The organism is Pantoea sp. ACRSC (genome assembly GCF_022346785.1).
GTDB classification, from domain to species: Bacteria; Pseudomonadota; Gammaproteobacteria; order Enterobacterales; family Enterobacteriaceae; genus Pantoea; species Pantoea alvi.
Genome location: NZ_JAKRNN010000001.1, coordinates 12,391 through 30,232, shown reverse-complemented (window position 1 = coordinate 30,232; position 17,842 = coordinate 12,391). Strand labels below are relative to the sequence as shown.

Annotated in this window: 19 protein-coding genes; 6 read left to right on the top strand and 13 right to left on the bottom strand. The window is 61.5% G+C overall.

Annotated elements, in window-relative coordinates; translation table 11 throughout:
- The 4 genes from MHZ97_RS00150 to MHZ97_RS00135 form a co-directional block, all read right to left on the bottom strand.
- Entirely contained in the window at positions 1-1,527 is a 1,527-nt protein-coding gene (locus MHZ97_RS00150) for an FAD-dependent oxidoreductase (RefSeq protein WP_239313189.1), read from the bottom strand.
- Positions 1,528-1,765: 238 nt separating this feature from the next.
- Positions 1,766-2,074 carry a PsiF family protein gene (locus MHZ97_RS00145; protein WP_239313192.1) on the bottom strand — a complete coding sequence of 103 codons (309 nt, stop codon included), beginning with the start codon at positions 2,072-2,074 and terminating at the stop codon, positions 1,766-1,768.
- 108 nt (positions 2,075-2,182) lie between these two features.
- The gene (gene iraP / locus MHZ97_RS00140; protein ID WP_103795147.1) at positions 2,183-2,437 is read right to left on the bottom strand and encodes an anti-adapter protein IraP; all 255 of its coding nucleotides are present in this window, start codon (positions 2,435-2,437) and stop codon (positions 2,183-2,185) included.
- A gap of 208 nt (positions 2,438-2,645) precedes the next feature.
- Positions 2,646-2,801 (bottom strand): hypothetical protein, encoded by a 156-nt coding sequence (locus MHZ97_RS00135; RefSeq protein ID WP_239313195.1) that lies wholly within the window; start codon positions 2,799-2,801, stop codon positions 2,646-2,648.
- A 263-nt stretch (positions 2,802-3,064) separates the two neighbouring features.
- Here MHZ97_RS00135 and MHZ97_RS00130 point away from each other — a divergent pair, with 263 nt between their 5' ends.
- Positions 3,065-6,190, top strand: coding sequence for a beta-galactosidase (locus MHZ97_RS00130; protein WP_239313198.1), 3,126 nt, complete (start codon positions 3,065-3,067; stop codon positions 6,188-6,190).
- Here the strand turns inward: MHZ97_RS00130 and MHZ97_RS00125 are convergent.
- Positions 6,075-7,346 carry a multidrug efflux MFS transporter gene (locus MHZ97_RS00125; RefSeq protein ID WP_103795148.1) on the bottom strand — a complete coding sequence of 424 codons (1,272 nt, stop codon included), beginning with the start codon at positions 7,344-7,346 and terminating at the stop codon, positions 6,075-6,077. The genes MHZ97_RS00130 and MHZ97_RS00125 overlap by 116 nt on opposite strands.
- 404 nt (positions 7,347-7,750) lie before the next feature.
- On the opposite strand from MHZ97_RS00125, the gene MHZ97_RS00120 reads away from it, so the two are divergent.
- Positions 7,751-7,999, top strand: coding sequence for a biofilm development regulator YmgB/AriR family protein (locus MHZ97_RS00120; RefSeq protein ID WP_103795149.1), 249 nt, complete (start codon positions 7,751-7,753; stop codon positions 7,997-7,999).
- Between the two features lie 144 nt (positions 8,000-8,143).
- On the opposite strand, the gene MHZ97_RS00115 is transcribed toward MHZ97_RS00120, so the two are convergent.
- The 3 genes from MHZ97_RS00115 to MHZ97_RS22340 form a co-directional block, all read right to left on the bottom strand.
- On the bottom strand, positions 8,144-8,440 hold the full coding sequence (locus MHZ97_RS00115) for an I78 family peptidase inhibitor (RefSeq protein ID WP_103795150.1): 297 nt from the start codon (positions 8,438-8,440) through the stop codon (positions 8,144-8,146).
- A 255-nt stretch (positions 8,441-8,695) separates the two neighbouring features.
- Positions 8,696-10,018 carry a bifunctional diguanylate cyclase/phosphodiesterase gene (locus MHZ97_RS22345; protein WP_309242184.1) on the bottom strand — a complete coding sequence of 441 codons (1,323 nt, stop codon included), beginning with the start codon at positions 10,016-10,018 and terminating at the stop codon, positions 8,696-8,698.
- Positions 9,949-11,268, bottom strand: a complete 1,320-nt coding sequence (locus tag MHZ97_RS22340; protein ID WP_309242185.1) for a CHASE4 domain-containing protein — start codon at positions 11,266-11,268, stop codon at positions 9,949-9,951. The genes MHZ97_RS22345 and MHZ97_RS22340 overlap by 70 nt, the downstream gene beginning before the upstream one ends.
- 217 nt (positions 11,269-11,485) lie before the next feature.
- On the opposite strand from MHZ97_RS22340, the gene MHZ97_RS00105 reads away from it, so the two are divergent.
- The 3 genes from MHZ97_RS00105 (at position 11,486) to MHZ97_RS00095 (ending at position 12,772) form a co-directional block, all read left to right on the top strand.
- Positions 11,486-12,133, top strand: coding sequence for a CPBP family intramembrane glutamic endopeptidase (locus tag MHZ97_RS00105; protein ID WP_103795152.1), 648 nt, complete (start codon positions 11,486-11,488; stop codon positions 12,131-12,133).
- A gap of 118 nt (positions 12,134-12,251) precedes the next feature.
- Complete coding sequence (locus MHZ97_RS00100) at positions 12,252-12,422, top strand: hypothetical protein (RefSeq protein ID WP_094078501.1); 171 nt, start codon at positions 12,252-12,254, stop codon at positions 12,420-12,422.
- A gap of 110 nt (positions 12,423-12,532) precedes the next feature.
- Positions 12,533-12,772 (top strand): hypothetical protein, encoded by a 240-nt coding sequence (locus tag MHZ97_RS00095; protein WP_103795153.1) that lies wholly within the window; start codon positions 12,533-12,535, stop codon positions 12,770-12,772.
- 116 nt (positions 12,773-12,888) lie between these two features.
- On the opposite strand, the gene yniD is transcribed toward MHZ97_RS00095, so the two are convergent.
- The 5 genes from yniD to MHZ97_RS00070 form a co-directional block, all read right to left on the bottom strand.
- Positions 12,889-12,996, bottom strand: a complete 108-nt coding sequence (gene yniD, locus MHZ97_RS00090) for a small membrane protein YniD (RefSeq protein ID WP_096072666.1) — start codon at positions 12,994-12,996, stop codon at positions 12,889-12,891.
- A gap of 108 nt (positions 12,997-13,104) precedes the next feature.
- Positions 13,105-13,533: an OsmC family protein gene (locus MHZ97_RS00085; protein ID WP_239313202.1), complete on the bottom strand. Its 429-nt coding sequence runs from the start codon at positions 13,531-13,533 to the stop codon at positions 13,105-13,107.
- A gap of 44 nt (positions 13,534-13,577) precedes the next feature.
- Positions 13,578-14,765: an FMN-dependent L-lactate dehydrogenase LldD gene (gene lldD, locus MHZ97_RS00080; RefSeq protein ID WP_239313222.1), complete on the bottom strand. Its 1,188-nt coding sequence runs from the start codon at positions 14,763-14,765 to the stop codon at positions 13,578-13,580.
- Between the two features lie 18 nt (positions 14,766-14,783).
- Entirely contained in the window at positions 14,784-15,551 is a 768-nt protein-coding gene (gene lldR, locus MHZ97_RS00075; RefSeq protein ID WP_239313224.1) for a transcriptional regulator LldR, read from the bottom strand.
- 238 nt (positions 15,552-15,789) lie between these two features.
- Positions 15,790-16,002 carry a hypothetical protein gene (locus MHZ97_RS00070; RefSeq protein ID WP_103795156.1) on the bottom strand — a complete coding sequence of 71 codons (213 nt, stop codon included), beginning with the start codon at positions 16,000-16,002 and terminating at the stop codon, positions 15,790-15,792.
- A 407-nt stretch (positions 16,003-16,409) separates the two neighbouring features.
- Between MHZ97_RS00070 and dbpA the strand changes: the two genes are divergently transcribed.
- Positions 16,410-17,792 (top strand): ATP-dependent RNA helicase DbpA, encoded by a 1,383-nt coding sequence (gene dbpA, locus MHZ97_RS00065; RefSeq protein ID WP_239313226.1) that lies wholly within the window; start codon positions 16,410-16,412, stop codon positions 17,790-17,792.
- Positions 17,793-17,842 lie beyond the last annotated feature (50 nt).

Sequence of the window (17,842 nt, the reverse complement as noted above, 5' to 3'; positions counted from 1 at the left end):
CTACTGCTGGTAGCTCGCCACCGTCGCCAGCGCCTGTTCCATGGTCATCGGCTGCTGCATCTCCAGCACCAGCGCTGCGGTCAGCGTATACATGCCGCAGGAGAACGCCGCCGCGAGCTTGCCCTGCTGGCCGTAGAGGGCGATAAAGGTTTTCTTCTCCAGCGAGCCGATCAGGCGATACTCATCCCACTTGTCGGCATGGCCGAGATACTCGTAGCGCGTGCCGAAGTGCGTGGTCCAGAAAAAGGGCACCCGATCGTACATCATGCGCTTGTCCAGCATATTAAAGGCGGCGATGCGCCCCTGCTGGTGGGCGACGCGATAGTGCTCGACGCGCAGCGGCCCCTGCGGCGTCAGATAGCTGGCACTATCCCCCGCCACCCAGACGTCTGGCGTCACGCGCAGCTGGCTGTCGGCCAGCAGGCTGCCATCCTCGCGCAGCGGCAGATCGTGAATAAAGCCGGTGACTGGCTGAATACCGGTCGCCAGCAGCACCACGTCCGCTTTGATGCGGCGGCCATCCTGCAGGCGCAGCGCGGTAACCTGATGTTCCCCCTCCAGCGCCGCTGGCTCGCCGTCGACAAAGTGTACGCCGTTGCTGCCGTGCAGATCGCGGAAATAGCGGCCGATCTGCTCGCCGAACTGACGCGCAAAAGGCAGCGGATGCCGTGCCACCACGCTTACCTCAACGTCGCGATTGCGCAGCGCCGACGCCATCTCCATGCCGATAAAACTGTTGCCGATAATCACCAGCTGCTGGCTCTGATCGACCTCCTGCAGCAGCGCGTCAGCCTGCGCCAGCGAACGCAGCAGGTGTACGCCCGCCAGCTCGCTGCCGGGCAGTTCGGGACGCTGGGGCGCGCCGCCGGATGCGATCAGCAGCTTATCGTAAAAGAGCGACGTGCCGTCGGCGAAGTGGATTCGCTGTTCACGCGTGTCGAGACGCGTCACCTCCCCCTGCAGGCGATCGACATGCTGCAAAATGTCCTCTTTCAGGATGCGCGGCACATCCTTGATATCCATCTTGCCGGAGGGAACGAATTTGGTCAGCGCGGTGCGGTCGTACGGCGCTTCCGGCTCGCGCTCCACCAGCACCACCTTTCCTTTAAACCCTTCGCGCCGCAGCGTCCAGATGGCGGCGCTGCCAGCTGCGCCGCCGCCAAGCACCGCATACACCGGCGCCTCGCCGCCGCTGCCGATGGGCGTCGCAGATGACATCGGTTTAGGGTTGACCTGCACGATGCCGTTCTCGACGCGCAGCGGAAACTGTTTGAGATCCGCCAGCGCCAGCGGTTCGCACATATGGCCATCCTCCAGCGCAAACACCGCTTTATGCCAGGGACAAACCAGTTTATCGCCGCAGATAGCGCCCTGCTCCAGCGGCGCACCCGCATGTGGGCAGGTGGCCTGAAAGGCGCGCACCTGTTCTCCATCGCGCACCAGCAGAATATCGGTATCGGCTATTTTTGTTTTGGTCGGCTGGCGGTCGGGCAGATCTTTTAAGGCGATGACAGGCTGATAATTCATGACTCGGCTCCTTCTTTGTCGTTATTCACCAGGGCGTCCCGTGCGGGCGCCGCTATTCCCCTGCAAAAAGTAAGTGTGGCAAAAGAAAGCGAAAGGCAGAGTCGGAAAAGAGAAAAAGCGTTTAACCCGTTGTTAAGCTGCCGGTTTAAAGTTTTAGCAAGTGTAAACGGATAAAAAAGCGGAGCGGGAGAGGCAAAAGAATGCGTACGGCCGCAGTGCGGCCGTTATAAATAAGGTATCAGGCTTTTTTCAGGCAGGAACTCATAAAGGTTTTACGGGCGTCACCGCTGAGCTTTTTATCGCTCGCTTCACTATTACAGGTTTTCATTTTCACCTGCTGCGGCGTCATGCCGGAAATCTTGCTCTCTTTCTTCAGGCATTCGCTCATAAAAGATTTACGCGCGTCACCCTTGAGATTTTGCGTGCTGGCGTGCTGGTTGCACTGCGTCATTTTTTGCTGCTGCGCCGTTTTTTCAGCGGCCTGCGCTACGCTGACGCCGCTGACCAGCAGACCCGCCATCACGACTGCCGCTAAATGCACTTTCATGGTATGACTCCCTCTATGAATAGTCCGTTAATTCTGGCACGAGATAAACAGAGCGGTGGATTTTTGCGCAAATTTGCAGCAGCGATCGCACTGCCGGACTATTTACAATCAGACGCGCGGATGGTTAAGTAATTTATCCAGGTAGTTGCGTAACAGAAGCGCGTCTTCATTACTGGCGTCAGCGTTAGCATTGTGCATCGCATTATCAATACCTGCGGCGATAGCGTGCTGTTGTTCGGGATCCAGCTTGCGCAGCATCGCCGTTACGATAATTTCCAGCGCCTCAACCTGAGCCACCAGTTCTTTAGACTCTTCTTCTTTTGCCGCCAGTTTTACCAGTAATTCAGCGATAAGGTTCTTCATGCCCTTGTCCCGTGGCTAAATAAAAGCAGACGGTATCACTCAGCAAAATAAAAAAACAGCGCTTTTGGCCGATTTTGCTCAGCGCTTTATCACCACTTTTATTAAAACAGGGGCTAAACCTATTTTAAGAAGCGGGAGAAACGTTTTACCGTTAATTAAGCGAGACGTAAATCGTTTCAGCCCGGAATATAATAGAGATTATGCGGGATTAATGCGGGCCAGCGAAACCGTGACCGGGACCGCCCCAGCCGCCACCACCGCCGCCGCCAGGGCCTCCCCAGCCGCCGCCCGGAGGCGGAAAAATACAGCCGCTCAGCGCGGCGATCAGCGCCACAACCGCGGCAACTTTAATAATGCGTACCATAACAACCTCTGGGTGGATGAAATCGGGCTGAGTGTATGAGCGTCAAAACGGGCCGACAAGAGAGAATTCTCTGACTCGGGGCGCTATTAATCCTTGCATACCAGGCTTAACAATTTACTGGCACTAAGGCGACACAAATCCCGCATTCCAGCCCGCTGCGGCGCAGCGTCCGCTAAAAAAGCGCGGCTGTCGCCTCGCTGCCGCTCTTTACAGCCAGCGGAAAACATTGCATTGTGAGCGCAATACAAATTAAGGATCCCCCTATGCCAACGCCGCCGATCTCACTGAGCCAACTTCTTACCCGCCGCGACTGGGAAAATCCGGTCGTTACCAGCCTGAATCGCCTTGACGCACATCCTCCCTTCGCCAGCTGGCGCAGCGAAGCGGCAGCGCGCGACGACCGTCCCTCTCTCGCGCAGCGCAGCCTGAACGGCAGCTGGAACTTCAGCTACTTCAGCTGCCCTGAGGCGGTGCCAGAGCGCTGGCTGCAGGAAGATCTGCCCGACGCCGCCGTTCTGCCGGTGCCCTCTAACTGGCAGCTGCACGGCTACGACGCGCCTGTTTACACCAACGTTCAGTATCCCATCGCCGCAACGCCGCCCTGCGTGCCGCAGGAGAACCCAACAGGTTGTTATTCGCTCACATTTAATCTTGACCACGGCTGGCCTGCGGAGGGGCAGACCCGCATCATCTTCGACGGCGTCAGCTCCGCCTTCTATCTCTGGTGCAACGGCCGCTTTATCGGCTACTCCCAGGACAGTCGTCTGCCCGCCGAATTTGACCTTAGCGCGGCGCTGGTGCCGGGCGCTAACCGGCTGGCGGTCATGGTGCTGCGCTGGAGCGACGGCACCTGGCTGGAAGATCAGGATATGTGGCGCATGAGCGGCATTTTCCGCGACGTCTCGCTGCTGCATAAGCCGACGCCCCATCTGGCGGACCTCCAGCTGGAGACGCAGCTCAGTCCCGAATACCGCAGCGCGGATCTGGTGGCGCGCGTGCGCGTGACCGCTCAGGACAAGGCGCTGCGTTTGCGACTGACCCTGTGGCGCGAGGGCGCGCAGGCGGGCGTCGTCGAGCAGCCGCTCGGCAGCGCAATTATCGACGAGCGCGGCAACTATGCGGATCGCGCCGAGCTACGCCTGCACGTTGACGCGCCCGCGCTGTGGAGCGCTGAAACGCCGACGCTCTACCGCGCCACGCTGGCGCTGCTCGACGCGCAGGGCGAAACGATTGAGGTCGAGGCGTACGATATCGGTTTCCGCCGTGTCGCCATCGAAAACGGCCTGCTCTGCCTGAACGGCCAGCCGCTGCTGATACGCGGCGTAAACCGTCACGAGCACCATCCAGAGAGCGGCCAGGTGGTGGATGAGGTGACGATGCGGCGCGACATCGAGCTGATGAAGCAGCATAACTTCAATGCGGTGCGCTGTTCCCACTACCCTAACCATCCGCTCTGGTACCGGCTGTGCGACCGCTACGGCCTGTACGTGGTCGACGAAGCCAATATTGAAACCCACGGCATGCAGCCCATGAGCCGTCTGGCGGACGATCCGCGCTGGTTCGCCGCCTTCAGCGAACGCGTCACGCGCATGGTGCAGCGCGATCGCAACCACTGCAGCATTATTATCTGGTCGCTGGGCAATGAGTCAGGTCACGGCAGCACGCACGACGCCCTCTATCGCTGGGTAAAAAGCGCTGATGCGACGCGGCCCGTACAGTATGAAGGCGGCGGCGCCAACAGCGCGGCAACCGATATTCTCTGCCCGATGTATGCGCGCGTCGATGAAGACCAGCCCTTTCCCGCCGTGCCGAAATGGTCGCTGAAAAAGTGGATCGGCCTGCCGGGGGAAAACCGGCCGCTGATCCTGTGTGAATATGCGCACGCCATGGGCAACAGCCTCGGCGGCTTTGCGAAGTACTGGCAGGCGTTTCGTCAGTTTCCGCGCCTGCAGGGCGGCTTCGTCTGGGACTGGGTCGATCAGAGCCTGACGCGCTACGATGAAAACGGACAGCCCTGGCAGGCCTACGGCGGTGACTTTGGCGACAAGCCCAACGACCGCCAGTTTTGTATGAACGGGCTGGTGTTCGCCGACCGCACGCCGCACCCGGCGCTGTTTGAAGCGCAGCGCGCGCAGCAGTTCTTCCACTTTACGCCGGACGCCGACGATCCCTGGCGCTTTAGCGTCAGCAGCGACTACCTGTTCCGCCACAGCGATAACGAGGTGCTGCGCTGGCGCGTCGAGCAGCAGGGAGACGTGGTGGCGCAGGGCGAAGCCGCGCTCGATATCGCGCCGCAGGGAACGCAGCGCTTCAGCATTCCGCCGCTGGAGAAACTCACCGGGGAGTGCTGGCTCAACGTCGCCGTTCATCAGCGCGCCGCAACCCCCTGGTCAGACGCCGACTGGCGCGTCGCCTGGCACCAGTGGCCGCTGCCCGCCGCGCTGGCGCTTCCGCCGCTGCCGCCGCAGGGCGAGCCGCCGACGCTTAACGCGCAACAGGCGGTTATCGCGGTGACGCACCGCGGCCAGCGCTGGCACTTTAGCCGCCAGAGCGGCGAGCTGACGCAGTGGTTTGTTGACGATCGGCCGATGCTGCTGTCGCCGCTTCAGGACTGCTTTATCCGCGCGCCGCTCGATAACGATATCGGCACCAGCGAAGCGGAGCGCGTCGATCCCAACGCCTGGTCGGAGCGCTGGAAAGCGGCCGGCTATGACGCCATGACCCACCGCGTAGCGCGCATCGAGACGGAGACGCTGTCGAACGCGGTGCAGATCAGCGTGCTGCACGGCTGGTATGCCCAGGGCAGGCTGGCCTTTCTTAGCCATAAGCGCTACCGGTTCGACGCGCAGGGCGAAATGTATCTGGAGGTAGAGGTGGAACAGGCCGCCGACGCGCCCGCCCCGGCGCGCATCGGCCTGCGCTGCCAGCTCGCCGACGCGCCGCAGCAGGTTGCCTGGCTGGGGCTTGGCCCCCATGAAAACTACCCGGACCGCCAGCTGGCGGCGCAGTTTTCGCGCTGGCAGCTGCCGCTCGACGCGCTGCACACGCCCTACGTCTTCCCGAGCGAAAACGGCCTGCGCGGCGGCACGCGCTGGCTCGAGGCGGAAGGCTGGCGCGTCAGCGGCGCGTTCAGCTTCTCGCTGAGCCGCTACAGCCTTGAGCAGCTGCGCGACGCGTCGCATCGCCATCTGCTGCGCGCGGAGCCGGGATGCTGGCTGCATCTGGACGCCGCGCATATGGGCGTGGGCGGCGACGACTCCTGGAGCCCGAGCGTTAGCGCCGAGTTTCTGTTGACTCAGCGTCGCTGGCGCTATGCGCTGCGCTTCTCCCCTTCGGCTCCAGCAGGGTGCGCGGACGGCGGTAAAAGCGCTTCAGCAGCAGCACGTTAATCAGCACCACCAGCGCGGTGGCGAAGAAAACCCAGCGGTAGCCGCTCAGCGCCGACACCGCGGCGCCGAGCAGCGGACCGGCGACGTTGCCGAGATACATAAACGACTGGTTGTAGCCGAAGATACGGCCGGTAATGTTGTCACGCGAGTGGCGCACCAGCAGCGTCTGCACCGCAGGCATCATCGCGCCGTCGGCAAAGCCGAGCAGAAAGCGCAGCACGCCGAGCTGGGTGGCGCTGGTGACGAAAGACATGGCGATCAGCAGCAGCAGCGACGCCACCATGGTCGCCAGCAGAATACGCTGGGTGCCGATGCGGTCGCCCAGCCTGCCGAGGCGCGGCGCGGCAATCAGCGCCGAGATGCCGGGCAGCGCGGCGATAACCCCGCTGAGAAAGGCGATATTGTCCGCCGTCGGCGCCAGCTCGCGCACGAACAGCGTCAGAATCGGGTTAACCGAGCCGTTGCACATCTGGATCACCATCGTGGTGACAAACAGGCAGAGCATCAGCCTGGGGTTATCAAGCGAGGCGAACACCTCGCGCCCGCTCAGCTTCTCCTTTTTACTGACCGGCTTATAGCCGGTCTCTTTAATCAGCAACAGCGTCACCAGGAAGCTCACCAGCAGCAGCGCGGCGGTAACGATAAAGACCATGCGCAGGCCGACCCAGTCCGCCAGCAGCCCACCGAGCATCGGCCCAAGGATCACCCCGCCGATCTGGCCGGTGGAGACGCAGCTCAGCGCCCAGCCGCTGCGGTCGCGCGGCACCTGCGCCGCCACCAGCGCCATGGCGTTGGGGATATAACCCGAGGTCAGCCCCATCAGGGCGCGCAGCAGCAGCAGCTGCCAGGCCTGGGTGACAAAGGCCTGCAGCAGGATCACTATCCCCATGCCTGAGGCGGCGCGCAGCAGCATCAGCTTGCGTCCTTTGCGATCGGCGAGGCTGCCCCACAGCGGCGCGACGGCGGCCGAGATCACAAAGGTGATGCTAAAGGTGAGCCCCGACCAGAGGCTAAGCGCATCGCCGTCGGTGATCCCAAGCTGTTCGATATAGAGCGGCAAAAAAGGAATGATCTGGCTGATGGCCAGGCCGGTGAAAAAACAGCCGAACCAGACGGAGATAAGATTGATTTTCCAGGATTCTATTGTGCGTGGCATGAGCAAACTGGCGCTATCAGAGGGAGAAGAGAGTTTAACAACGGCTCCCTGTTGCTGAGCGGCAAATCATGGCACGAAATGAAAAAAACCGTTTTTCGCTGTCTGAGGCCCTTTTCACCCTCCCGCAGAGGGCGTTAGCGCTTTTTTGCAGTGAATCGTGAGGGCATTCCCGCTGGCGTGTCAGCAGAGATGAAAAAATATGTCAGGCTGTTACTGACAAGTTCCGGTGTCGGTTGTATGTTTAAAAAAACGCCAGTTTCTCTGGCGTCGGCGCCCCGTTCCGGCTGCGCTAACGCCTCCGCCACATCCTGTCGCGGCGAGGTCCACAGTTACCCTTTACGTTGACTTTCACGCTGCGCTGCGCAGGTCGTGACAGACGCGCCGTCGCCTTAGCGGAGGTGGATATGAGAACTCAAAACAGTGCCAGCCGTGCGATTGTGGACTATTTCAACAGCCCGGCGTGGAACGCGCCGCAGGAGTCCGATCTGCTGGCGGTGATCCTGCGCGAGCTAATGGAGGCTGGCGAGCCCGCTACCAATAAAGCGGTGATCGCGCGCGTTATTGAGCGGCTGGAGGTGGAAGGCGACGCGCGCCGCCTGGAAAATTATCGTCAACTGCTGGCGCAGCTAATGGAGACCGGTTCATCGGAATAGGCTAAAAAAATTCCCGCCGAAGCGGGAATAAACAAGACGAGCATTGCATATTGAGAGTGACGTGGAAATCTCTGTTATCCGCTCTCTATACTCAGCCTGGTTGATGACCAGCGCGTGACAGTGCGACGCTTTTTTTATGACGGCTCAGCCGCAGTAAACCTGGGTGATAACATCATCTTTGTCCGCCAGGAAGTTGAGGCGGTGCAGATTAAAGTCCATTGTCACCGCGCTGTTCCAGCGGATGGCGCGTACCGGCGTCTCCAGACGCACGCTGCTGGCCGCGCTGAGCGGTTTGCCGACGTAGCTCTGATACTGCGAAGCACCACAGGTGTCGCTTGCCGCATCCGCGCCTGCCGCAGCGCTTTCGGTTTTAGTCGCCGACTGGCAGCCGGCTAAGGCGAACATTCCCAGCGCCAGCAGCGCTTTTCCATAATATTTCACGTTTTCTCCTCATGGACGTGGTGAACTCGCCCCAGAGAGTAGCAAAGGCGCGCCCTCGCCTTAACCCTTTGCGGCTAAAAAGATCGCCAGCAGGCGGCCGATCGCACCGAATTTTTCAGATAAATCGCACTTACTGAACAAATTTCCCTCAGCGGCTGGCTAAAATTATTAGGAATTTTCCTCGGAGGATCCTATGGAACTGGCAATTTTTGTGGGCTTTGCCGTTCTGATGACCGCTGTAGCGGTTAAAGTGCGTTAAGCCCGAACCTGTTGAGATGTTGTCTCCAGAAGCGCAGTAAAGACCGCCAGCGGCACGGGGCGTCCCAGAAAGTAGCCCTGCCCCTCTTCGCAGGAGAGCCGCTTTAGCTGGTCGAGCTGCGCTTCTGTCTCAATCCCTTCCGCCGTAATCGTCAGCGCAAACGCATGCGCCAGCGCGATAATACCCGCCACGACCGACGCTGCCTGCTGTGACTCCGGGAAATCCTTTATCCAGGAACGATCGATCTTCAGACCGTTAAATGGAAAGGTCTTCAGATAGCCGAGCGCCGCATAGCCGGTGCCGAAATCGTCGACCGTCAGCCTGACGCCGAGCGCGCGCAGCGCCTGCATCACCTCCAGCGCCTGCTGCGGATGGTCGAAGGTGACGTTTTCCGTGATCTCCAGCTCCAGCCGCGTCGCGGGCAGTCCGCTGCTCTCCAGCGCGTGCGCAACGCGCTGCACTAAATCATGAGTGCGAAACTCTACCGGCGAGATATTGACCGATACATAGCGATCCGCCCCCCAGCCGCTGGCGTCGCGGCAGGCGCGCGCCAGCACCCAGTCGCTAATGGCGACAATCAGGCCGTTCTCCTCCGCCAGAGGAATAAAGCGATCGGGCGCGATCGTCTCGCCGTCCGAAGGCTGCCAGCGGATCAGCGCCTCCGCGCCCGCCAGCCTGCCGCTTTGCAGCTGATAGCGCGGCTGGTAATGCAGGCAGAACTCATCGTTGCGCAGCGCCTGCTCGAGGCGCTGCACCATCTCGCGCTTATGCTCGCGCTGGCTGGCCATATTGCTGGCGTACCAGACCCAGCGGTTGCGCCCCGCCGCGCGCGCCTCGTTAAGGGCGATATCCGCCATGCGCAGCAGCGCCTCAGGATGGCTGGCGTCCTGCGGCGCGCAGGCGATACCGACGCTGGCGGTAAGGTAGTGCGCCTGCTGGCCCGTGTAGATCGGCAGCTGCACCTCCTGCAGCAGCCGGGCGCAGCGGCGCGCTATTTCGCCTGCGTCGCTCTCCTGCAGCACCAGCACAAATTCGTCGTCTCCCAGCCGCGCCGCCAGCTCGTGGGCGCCGACGCCGCGCTGCAGCCGCTGCGCCAGCTGATTCAGCACCTGCTCGCCCGCCGCGTGCCCCCAGTTATCGTTCAGCGGTCTGAACTGATCGAGATCGAGGCTGAGGATCGCCAGCGGCTGAGGCAGCTCCAGATGGCGCGTTAAATACTCCTGCAGCTGAATGCGGTTGGCGAGTCCCGTCAGCGCGTCATGGCGCGACAGGAACTGGATGCGCGCCTCCGCCTCCATACTCTGGGTAATATCGGACACCGTGCCGCGAAAGCCGGCGCGGCGCCCTCTTGCCAGATGGTTTTCGCCACCAGATGACCAATGCGCCGTTCGCCCTGCGCGCTCATAAACTGGCAGCGCAGCGGCGCGGAGGAGCCGTTGCTCTCCTGGCGCATCAGCCAGGCCACCAGCGAATGACTCGGATGGGTCAGCAGACGGTCGATATGCTCTCCCATCCAGTCGGCGATGGCGTGGCCGGTCAGGCGATGAAAGCGTGAAGAGAGATAGATCAGCCGCCCCTGCTCATCGGTTTCCCAGATCCAGTCCGAGGCGGCTTCTGCCAGATCGCGAAAGCGCGCTTCGCTGTTGGCCAGCTCCTGCTGGCTAAGGGTCAGCATGGCGAAGCGGCGATCGGAGAGAAGGGCGTGATGCAGCGCGTGGCGGCTGACGCGGCGTGTAATCCAGCCGGTGACCAGCGCCACCGCCGCCAGTATCGGCAGCAGCAGCATCAGCAGGCCCGTGCCCGGCATTTTCGGCTGCCAGCGCAGCGTCACCGCTTCGCCCCCTGCCGCCCCGAGCGTCAGGCTCGCAGGCTGAGGCGCGTCAGCCTGCGCCGCGCCGCGCAGTGCCCAGACGTCGAGCATCTTGCCCAGCGCCTCTAACTTCGCGGGGGTAAACAGGTTAACAAACACCAGCACCGACGGCGCGCCGGGCGGCTCAGCGAGGCGCGACGCCTTGCCCATCGAGATGGGGGCCGCCACCACAAGGGCGGGCTGGCGCGCAATAACGGCGTTTTGCGCCAGCGCCGCGTGCTGCAGCCTGCGCGCGTCGCGCAGCAGCGAGGCGCTCTGGGCGCCGAGCCAGGCCTCCAGCGGCAGATCGGTGAGTTTTCCATTGATCACCGCGTAGCGCGTGCGGCCCGCGCTATCCACGACAAAAACGCCTTCGTAGTGATACTCGTTATAGAGATCCGGGCCAAGATTCTCCTCATCCCAGGCCCAGCGCGTGTTGAGCGTCAGGTGCAGGTTGCGCCACGCCTCACCCCAGAAGGCGTAGTCGCGCACGTCGGTCAGCATCGTCTCCTGCCGGGCTTCCCACGCCTGGAGCAGCCGCTGTCGATCCTGATCCGTCGCGTCGCGGTTCTGCCGCTGGGCGATGACGAGCACCATCAGCACGACCAGCAGCAGCACGACGGCAAGCAGCAGCGAAAAGATGCGCAGGCTGCGGCGCGTGCGCTCTTCAGCCGCCGGCGCAAAGCGGCGCGACGGCGATTGCGGTGGAACAAATGTCATCAGGGGCGCTCACAGCAAAACGGTTAAATGCGTTCGGGCGACAGCGGGTCGACGGCTGACGCAGGGGAGCCGAACAGGATTAAGCGGTTATCGGCGCGCACCGTCGCGGATTTAGCCTGGGGCGGTAATTTACTGCGCTAAGTTTGTACGCGCGCCTCCCTCGACAGGGATCGGGCGCGTTGCTACTATGCGCTTTCCTTCGATGGCTGGGTCGCCTATGAACACCAATCCCGACAGAGTGACGTTGACGCTGTTCTACGTCGGCAGCTTTGTGGTCTATTACCTCGTGACGATGCTGATTACGCTGTTTCCCAACTACGGCGTGCTGCGTAACGACGGGCTTCTGGTGCCGGTGCTCTGCCTGTTTGAATTCGCCGTGATCTACCCGCTCTACCGCTTCTATTGCCAGCGCCGCAGCGATCTGCCGCTGGGAGAGCTGCGCGTTCGTCAGACGCTCTTTTTTATCCTCGTACTCTTTGTGCTGATGGCGGCGCAGACGCAGTTTTTGCAGCCTGAAGGCTGGCTGGTGGAGCAGGCGCACCAGGGACGCAATTCGATGCTGATCCTGCTGCTTACCGCCGTGCTGCTGGCGCCGGTGTTTGAAGAGGTGCTGTTCCGCGGCTTTCTGCTGCAGGGATTTCTTCTGTGGGCGCCGCGCAGCCGCTTCGCCTGTATGCTGCTGACCTCACTGCTGTTTGCGGCGATGCATACGCAATATGTTCACTGGGAAACCCTGGTGGCGCTGACGCTCTTTTCCCTGCTGCTCTGCTATGCGCGCCTGCGCAGCAACAGCCTGGCCCTGCCGATTTTCCTGCACACCCTTAACAACCTTATCGCCCTGCTGCCCGCCTGGTTTTTCTCCTGATACGCCATACCGCTCTGGCTGATAATGCCTTGCCGACACGTTTGTCTATACTGGATCGTAAAAAAGGAATCTTAGCATCACAGTCCGTACCAACGAGACCGTGTAAAGGAGTCGAGCCATGTTGATTGGATTTGTGTTGTTAGTGAGCGCCTGCGGCCATGACGCCTGCGATGCCCTGCCGGTATCGGAGCGTATTTACCCGACGAAAGCGGCCTGTGAAACCATGGCGGATCGCATTCATAAAGTGCGGCCCGGCGTGGTCCTGCTGTGCGGCGAAGTGCATCGCTAATTAAGGCCGCTAAAGGATGTGGAGAAAAAAGAGGGCGGTTTAAACGTTGCAGCCAGCGGCAACAGCGTTCAAAATATAAGCTGTTTTAACCTATTATCGTTGTGAATCCCATGAAAACACCACGCCCCCGTCGTCCGACTGGACGCTGGGTTTATTACATTTTGTATGACGGCATTATCTGGCCCTGCCCGGTACGCTGGGAGTGGGAAAGCGGCTACGGCGGCTGGCTGCCGTTTTACTATTCGCCGACCTTCGAGTTCGTCGCCGGCGATCCCGGCAAGGCGTATCGTATCGCCCGCAGCGACGTGCGCGCTAAACGGCGCGAGCAGGAGGAGCGTGAATATGTGTAGCGCCGCTCAGGAGGAGACCCAGGGCAGCCAGGATGAGGTCAGCAGAAAGTGAATCAGCTCCAGTGCCAGCACAATCATCACTAATACGCCCAGCTTGTGGCGGCAAACCCACGCTTTCAGGCCCATATCATCGCCGCCCAGCGGATCAGCATTAACGCGCCGCAAATACAGAGCAGCACCAGCACCATTTTCCAGTGTCTTTTAGCCGGCAGATATTTCGCCACGCTCCCCCTCCTTCCGCAGAAAGAAAAGATGCGCCCCAGGGCGCATCCATTGCGGTTCATCGGAACCGATATCAGCCAGCACAGCTTAATCGCTGGCGGCCTGCTGAATCAATTATTCAGGGTATAGTCGAGGGTGATCTCAGCGTTGAGCACCTGCGAAACCGGACAGCCCGCCTTCGCCTTCTGAATGATTTCGTCAAACGCCGCCCTGTCGATGCCCGGCAGGCTGATGGTGCTGTTCAGCGCCACTTTGGTGATGGCGAAGCCTTCGCCTTTTTTGTCCAGCGAGACGTCAGCGGTGGTGTCGATGCTCTGCGGCTTGTGGCCAGCATTACCCAGCATCAGCGACAGCGCCATCGAGAAGCAGGCGGCGTGCGCCGCGCCGATCAGCTCTTCCGGGTTGGTGCCCTTCTCGCCTTCAAAACGGGTGTTAAAACCGTAAGGCGTCTGGCTCAGCACGCCGCTTTCGGTGCTGATGGTGCCTTTCCCTTTGATATCGCCTTCCCAGTGCGCCGATCCTTTCTTGTGAATAGTCATTTCAATCCTCCTGTTGATGAAGAGTGAGTAAGTATAGACAAGGCTCAGCTAACAGCACGCGGACGCGGCGCTTCGCTGGCATAAGCGAGCGACGCGCCGGCATCCACCAGCGCGTCGCGCGTGATTTCGGCGATCGATTTCGCGCCGGTCAGGGTCATCGCCACGCGCATCTCTTTTTCCACCAGCCCAAGCAGGTTTTCCACGCCGCGCTGGCCGTGGGTCGCCAGCGCGTAGAGCCAGGCGCGCCCCAGCAGCACGCTGTCGGCGCCCAGCGCGATCATGCGCACCACGTCCAGCCCGTTGCGAATGCCGCTGTCGGCGAGAAGAGTAATGTCGCCTTTCACCGCATCGGCGATGGCGGGCAGCGCGCGCGCCGAGGAGAGCACGCCGTCCAGCTGGCGGCCGCCGTGGTTCGACACCACGATGCCGTCCGCGCCGAAACGCACCGCGTCGCGCGCATCTTCAGGATCGAGAATGCCTTTGATCACCATCGGGCCGTCCCAGAATTCGCGGATCCACTCCAGATCGCGCCAGGAGATCGAGGGATCGAAGTTGTTCGCCAGCCAGCCAATATAATCTTCCAGCCCGGTCGGCTTGCCGAGGTAGGTGGAAATATTACCGAGATCGTGCGGGCGGCCGTGCAGGCCGACATCCCATGCCCACTGCGGGTGGGTCGCCGCCTGCCAGTAGCGACGCAGCGCGGCGTGCTGCCCGCTCATGCCGGAGTGCGCGTCGCGATAGCGCGCGCCGGGCGTTGGCATATCGACGGTAAATACCAGCGTCGAGCAGCCTGCGGCTTTGGCGCGCTCCAGCGCGTTGCGCATAAAGCCGCGGTCGCGCAGCACGTAGAGCTGGAACCACATCGGGCGGTTGATGGCGGGCGCCACCTCTTCAATCGGACAGACCGACACTGTCGACAGGGTAAAAGGGATCCCTTTGAGCGCCGCGGCACGCGCCGCCTGCACCTCGCCGCGACGCGCATACATTCCGCATAGCCCGACCGGCGCCAGCGCCACCGGCATCGATAACGTTTCGTTGAACAGGCGGGTTTCCAGGCTTAGCTCGGACATATTCTTCAGCACGCGCTGGCGCAGCGCCACGTCGGAGAGATCCTCGACGTTGCGCTGCAGGGTGCGCTCGCTGTAGGCGCCGCCGTCGATATAGTGGAAAAGAAACGGCGGTAAAATACGCTGCGCGGCGGCGCGATAATCGGAAGCGGCGGAGATAATCACAGGTCGTTTTCCTTGCGGTTAAAAAGAGTCATTGCCTGGCAGACGCGTAATGCGCGCCTGGCGCGCTTCGTCTTCATGCAGGTTTTTCAGGGGGGCGTGGACAAAGCCGAGGTGATCCATCGCCGCCCGGCGCGCCGCCTCCGCCTCGCCGGCGAGGATGGCGTCGAGCAGGCATTGATGCTGTTCGGTGAGACGGGCGAAAATCGCCGGCTGGCTGTACATACGCTGGCGGCTTTGCAGTACCGAGGACTGCAGCAGCGCAAAGAAGCCGCGCATGGTCTGCAGCAGCACCAGGTTGTGCGACGCTTCGGCGATAGCGAGATGAAAGCGCACGTCAGCCTGCGCGGCGAGATCGGGATCGTCGCTCTCTTTCAGCTTTAGGGTGGCGTCGAAGGCGAGCCGCAGCCGCTCCTTATCCGCCTCGGTTGCGCGCTGCGCCGCGTACCAGGCGGTGCTCGCCTCGATCGCGTGGCGCGCTTCGAGAATGTCGTAGCGGTAGTCGGGATCGTCCTGCAGCAGCGCGCGTACCGGGGCGACGATGCGCTGCTCTGCCCAGGGGGCCAGCTGCTGGCGCAGCCAGGTGCCGCCGCCGCGACGGCTGATCAGCAAGCCGCTGCTGACCAGCTGCTGTAGCGCTTCGCGCAGCGAAGAGCGCGACACGCCCAGCTCAGCGGCGAGCTGGCGCTCGGCGGGCAGCCTCATGCCCGGCTCCAGTTTTTGCTGCTCTATATAGCGCCGCAGCCGCACCACAAGGTGCTCAGCGGCTGGCGATGTCGATTCACTCATGGCGTCGTCCCGAAGCGGCGCGCTTTTGGTCGGACCAAAAGCGCGCGGTGCGTCAATATGGACTTAAATGGTTAATCTTTTGTTAACCCGAGACAACCTTACGGGCGCGAATTTTCCGCTTCTGTGACTTGCGCTAAAAAGCAGGCTGGAATTGGTAGGACCAAAAAGGCGGGCGGAGAGAAAAGAGAGGCATAAAAAAGCCTCCGGCTGGAGGCTTGGTTCTACTGGGACGATGGCGTCAGGCGCTTTTTGCCCATTTCTGGGCCGTCATCATTTCCATCGCCAGCGCAAACAGCTGCTGCTGATGCTGTTCCGCGCTTTCGGCATAGCAGCCGATCATTGAGACAACCTTGTCAGCAGATAAGCTTTCACCGTGGACATGCAGCGTAAGCACTGCGCGACCAACGATTTTCAGCACTTCTTCATGTGATCCCTGGGCAATATTACTCAATGGAGAACCCTCAAACTGTCGTTGTAATAGAAGCTGGCGCGCTAAATATAAAGCAATTGCAGTGATTATTTTATCGGCTCGATCGGGGAGTTTATTTAATGATTAATTCTTTTGCTGGAGGAAAAAAAAAGGGAATCATCTGATACAAAAAGAAATTAAGTTGCCCGATCGGGCAGTTATAAAGCTTCAGCTGGTCTTAAAAAGCCACACGATATGCACAAAAGCTCGCGCGCGGCGGGCAAACATTAGAAGATAACATCCATTCTCACCGATCTTCGGGTTATTCCTAAGCGCCTGCATGGCGAAGCAATCATGCAGGTAACCCTTTTCGCTGGTTGCCGCGCGTCGCACATTCTGCCAGACTTGCCGCGCTATTTTTCGACCACCTTTTGCCGCCGAGGCCGCCCGTGACCGCATTTACTACCCTTACCGCTCTTCCCGCCAGCCAGATCGCCAACCTGGCCGATATGGGCTATACCGAGATGACGCCTGTTCAGGCCGCTACGCTGCCCGCTATCCTGGCGCGGCGCGACGTGCGGGCGCAGGCGAAAACCGGCAGCGGCAAAACGGCGGCGTTCGGCATCGGCCTGCTGCAGCATATCGACAGCAGCCGCTACGTTACCCAGGCGCTGGTGCTCTGCCCGACGCGCGAGCTGGCGGACCAGGTCAGCAACGTGCTGCGTCAGCTGGCGCGCTTTACCCGCAATATCAAGATCCTTACCCTGTGCGGCGGCCAGCCTATGAGCGCGCAGCGCGACTCGCTGGTACACGCCCCGCATATCGTGGTCGGCACGCCGGGCCGTATTCTCGATCATCTGAAGCGCGAGACGCTGAAGCTCGATCGGCTCGACACGCTGGTGCTCGACGAGGCGGATCGCATGCTGGAGATGGGATTCCGCGACGATATGGAGGCGGTGGCCGCGCTCACGCCCGCCAGCCGCCAGACGCTGCTCTTCTCCGCCACCTGGCCAGAGAGTATCGCTTCGCTTAGCGCACGCTTTCAGCGCGACGCGCTGCACGTTGCCACCGAAGAGGTAAGCGAGCTGCCCGCTATTGAGCAGGCGTTTATCGAAGCAAGCCCAGGCGAAAAGCTGCCGCTGCTGCAGGCGCTGCTGGCGCAGCGTCAGCCAGCCTCGTGCGTGGTCTTCTGCAACACCAAACGCGAGTGCGACGATATCGCCGCCGCGCTTAACCAGCAGGCTATCAGCGCGCTGGCGCTGCATGGCGATCTGGAGCAGCGCGATCGCGAACGCGTGCTGATCCGCTTCGCCAACGGTAGCGGGCGCGTGCTGGTAGCGACCGACGTGGCGGCGCGCGGCCTGGATATTAAAGCGCTGGCGATGGTGGTGAACTATCAGCTGGCGTGGGATCCCGAAGTGCATGTACACCGCATCGGCCGCACCGGACGCGCCGGCGAACAGGGCAGCGCGGTGAGCTTTGTCGCGGCGGATGAGATGGCGCGCGCCCACGCGCTGGAAGATTTTCTGCAGCAGCCGCTCAGCTGGCTGTCGGCCAGCGCGCTGAAAAAAGGCGCGCGCCAGCCGCTGCCGGCCGCCATGATGACGCTCTGCATCGACGGCGGGCGCAAGGCGAAGATTCGGCCTGGGGATATTCTCGGCGCGCTGACCGGCGACGCGGGCTTCCGCGCCGACCAGATCGGCAAAATCGATATTACCCCGACCCATGCTTATGTCGCCGTAGCGGCGAGCGAAGCCAAAGCGGCGCTGGTCAGGCTGAAGCAGGGAAAAATGAAGGGTAAGAGCGTGCGGGCGATTCTGCTGCAGGATTAACTGTAACGCTGGAGCGGCGCGGGGGTTAACTGCCCCGCGCCGGAAATAAA

Coding starts and splice junctions, on each gene's coding strand:
- MHZ97_RS00120 (WP_103795149.1), top strand. CDS start 7,751: ATGAGAACTCAAAACAGTGCCAGCCGTGCGATTGTGGACTATTTCAAC.
- MHZ97_RS00125 (WP_103795148.1), bottom strand. CDS start 7,346: ATGCCACGCACAATAGAATCCTGGAAAATCAATCTTATCTCCGTCTGG.
- MHZ97_RS00145 (WP_239313192.1), bottom strand. CDS start 2,074: ATGAAAGTGCATTTAGCGGCAGTCGTGATGGCGGGTCTGCTGGTCAGC.
- MHZ97_RS00130 (WP_239313198.1), top strand. CDS start 3,065: ATGCCAACGCCGCCGATCTCACTGAGCCAACTTCTTACCCGCCGCGAC.
- MHZ97_RS00105 (WP_103795152.1), top strand. CDS start 11,486: ATGAACACCAATCCCGACAGAGTGACGTTGACGCTGTTCTACGTCGGC.
- lldR (WP_239313224.1), bottom strand. CDS start 15,551: ATGAGTGAATCGACATCGCCAGCCGCTGAGCACCTTGTGGTGCGGCTG.
- MHZ97_RS00135 (WP_239313195.1), bottom strand. CDS start 2,801: ATGGTACGCATTATTAAAGTTGCCGCGGTTGTGGCGCTGATCGCCGCG.
- MHZ97_RS00095 (WP_103795153.1), top strand. CDS start 12,533: ATGAAAACACCACGCCCCCGTCGTCCGACTGGACGCTGGGTTTATTAC.
- iraP (WP_103795147.1), bottom strand. CDS start 2,437: ATGAAGAACCTTATCGCTGAATTACTGGTAAAACTGGCGGCAAAAGAA.
- MHZ97_RS22340 (WP_309242185.1), bottom strand. CDS start 11,268: ATGACATTTGTTCCACCGCAATCGCCGTCGCGCCGCTTTGCGCCGGCG.
- MHZ97_RS00150 (WP_239313189.1), bottom strand. CDS start 1,527: ATGAATTATCAGCCTGTCATCGCCTTAAAAGATCTGCCCGACCGCCAG.
- MHZ97_RS00100 (WP_094078501.1), top strand. CDS start 12,252: ATGTTGATTGGATTTGTGTTGTTAGTGAGCGCCTGCGGCCATGACGCC.
- MHZ97_RS00085 (WP_239313202.1), bottom strand. CDS start 13,533: ATGACTATTCACAAGAAAGGATCGGCGCACTGGGAAGGCGATATCAAA.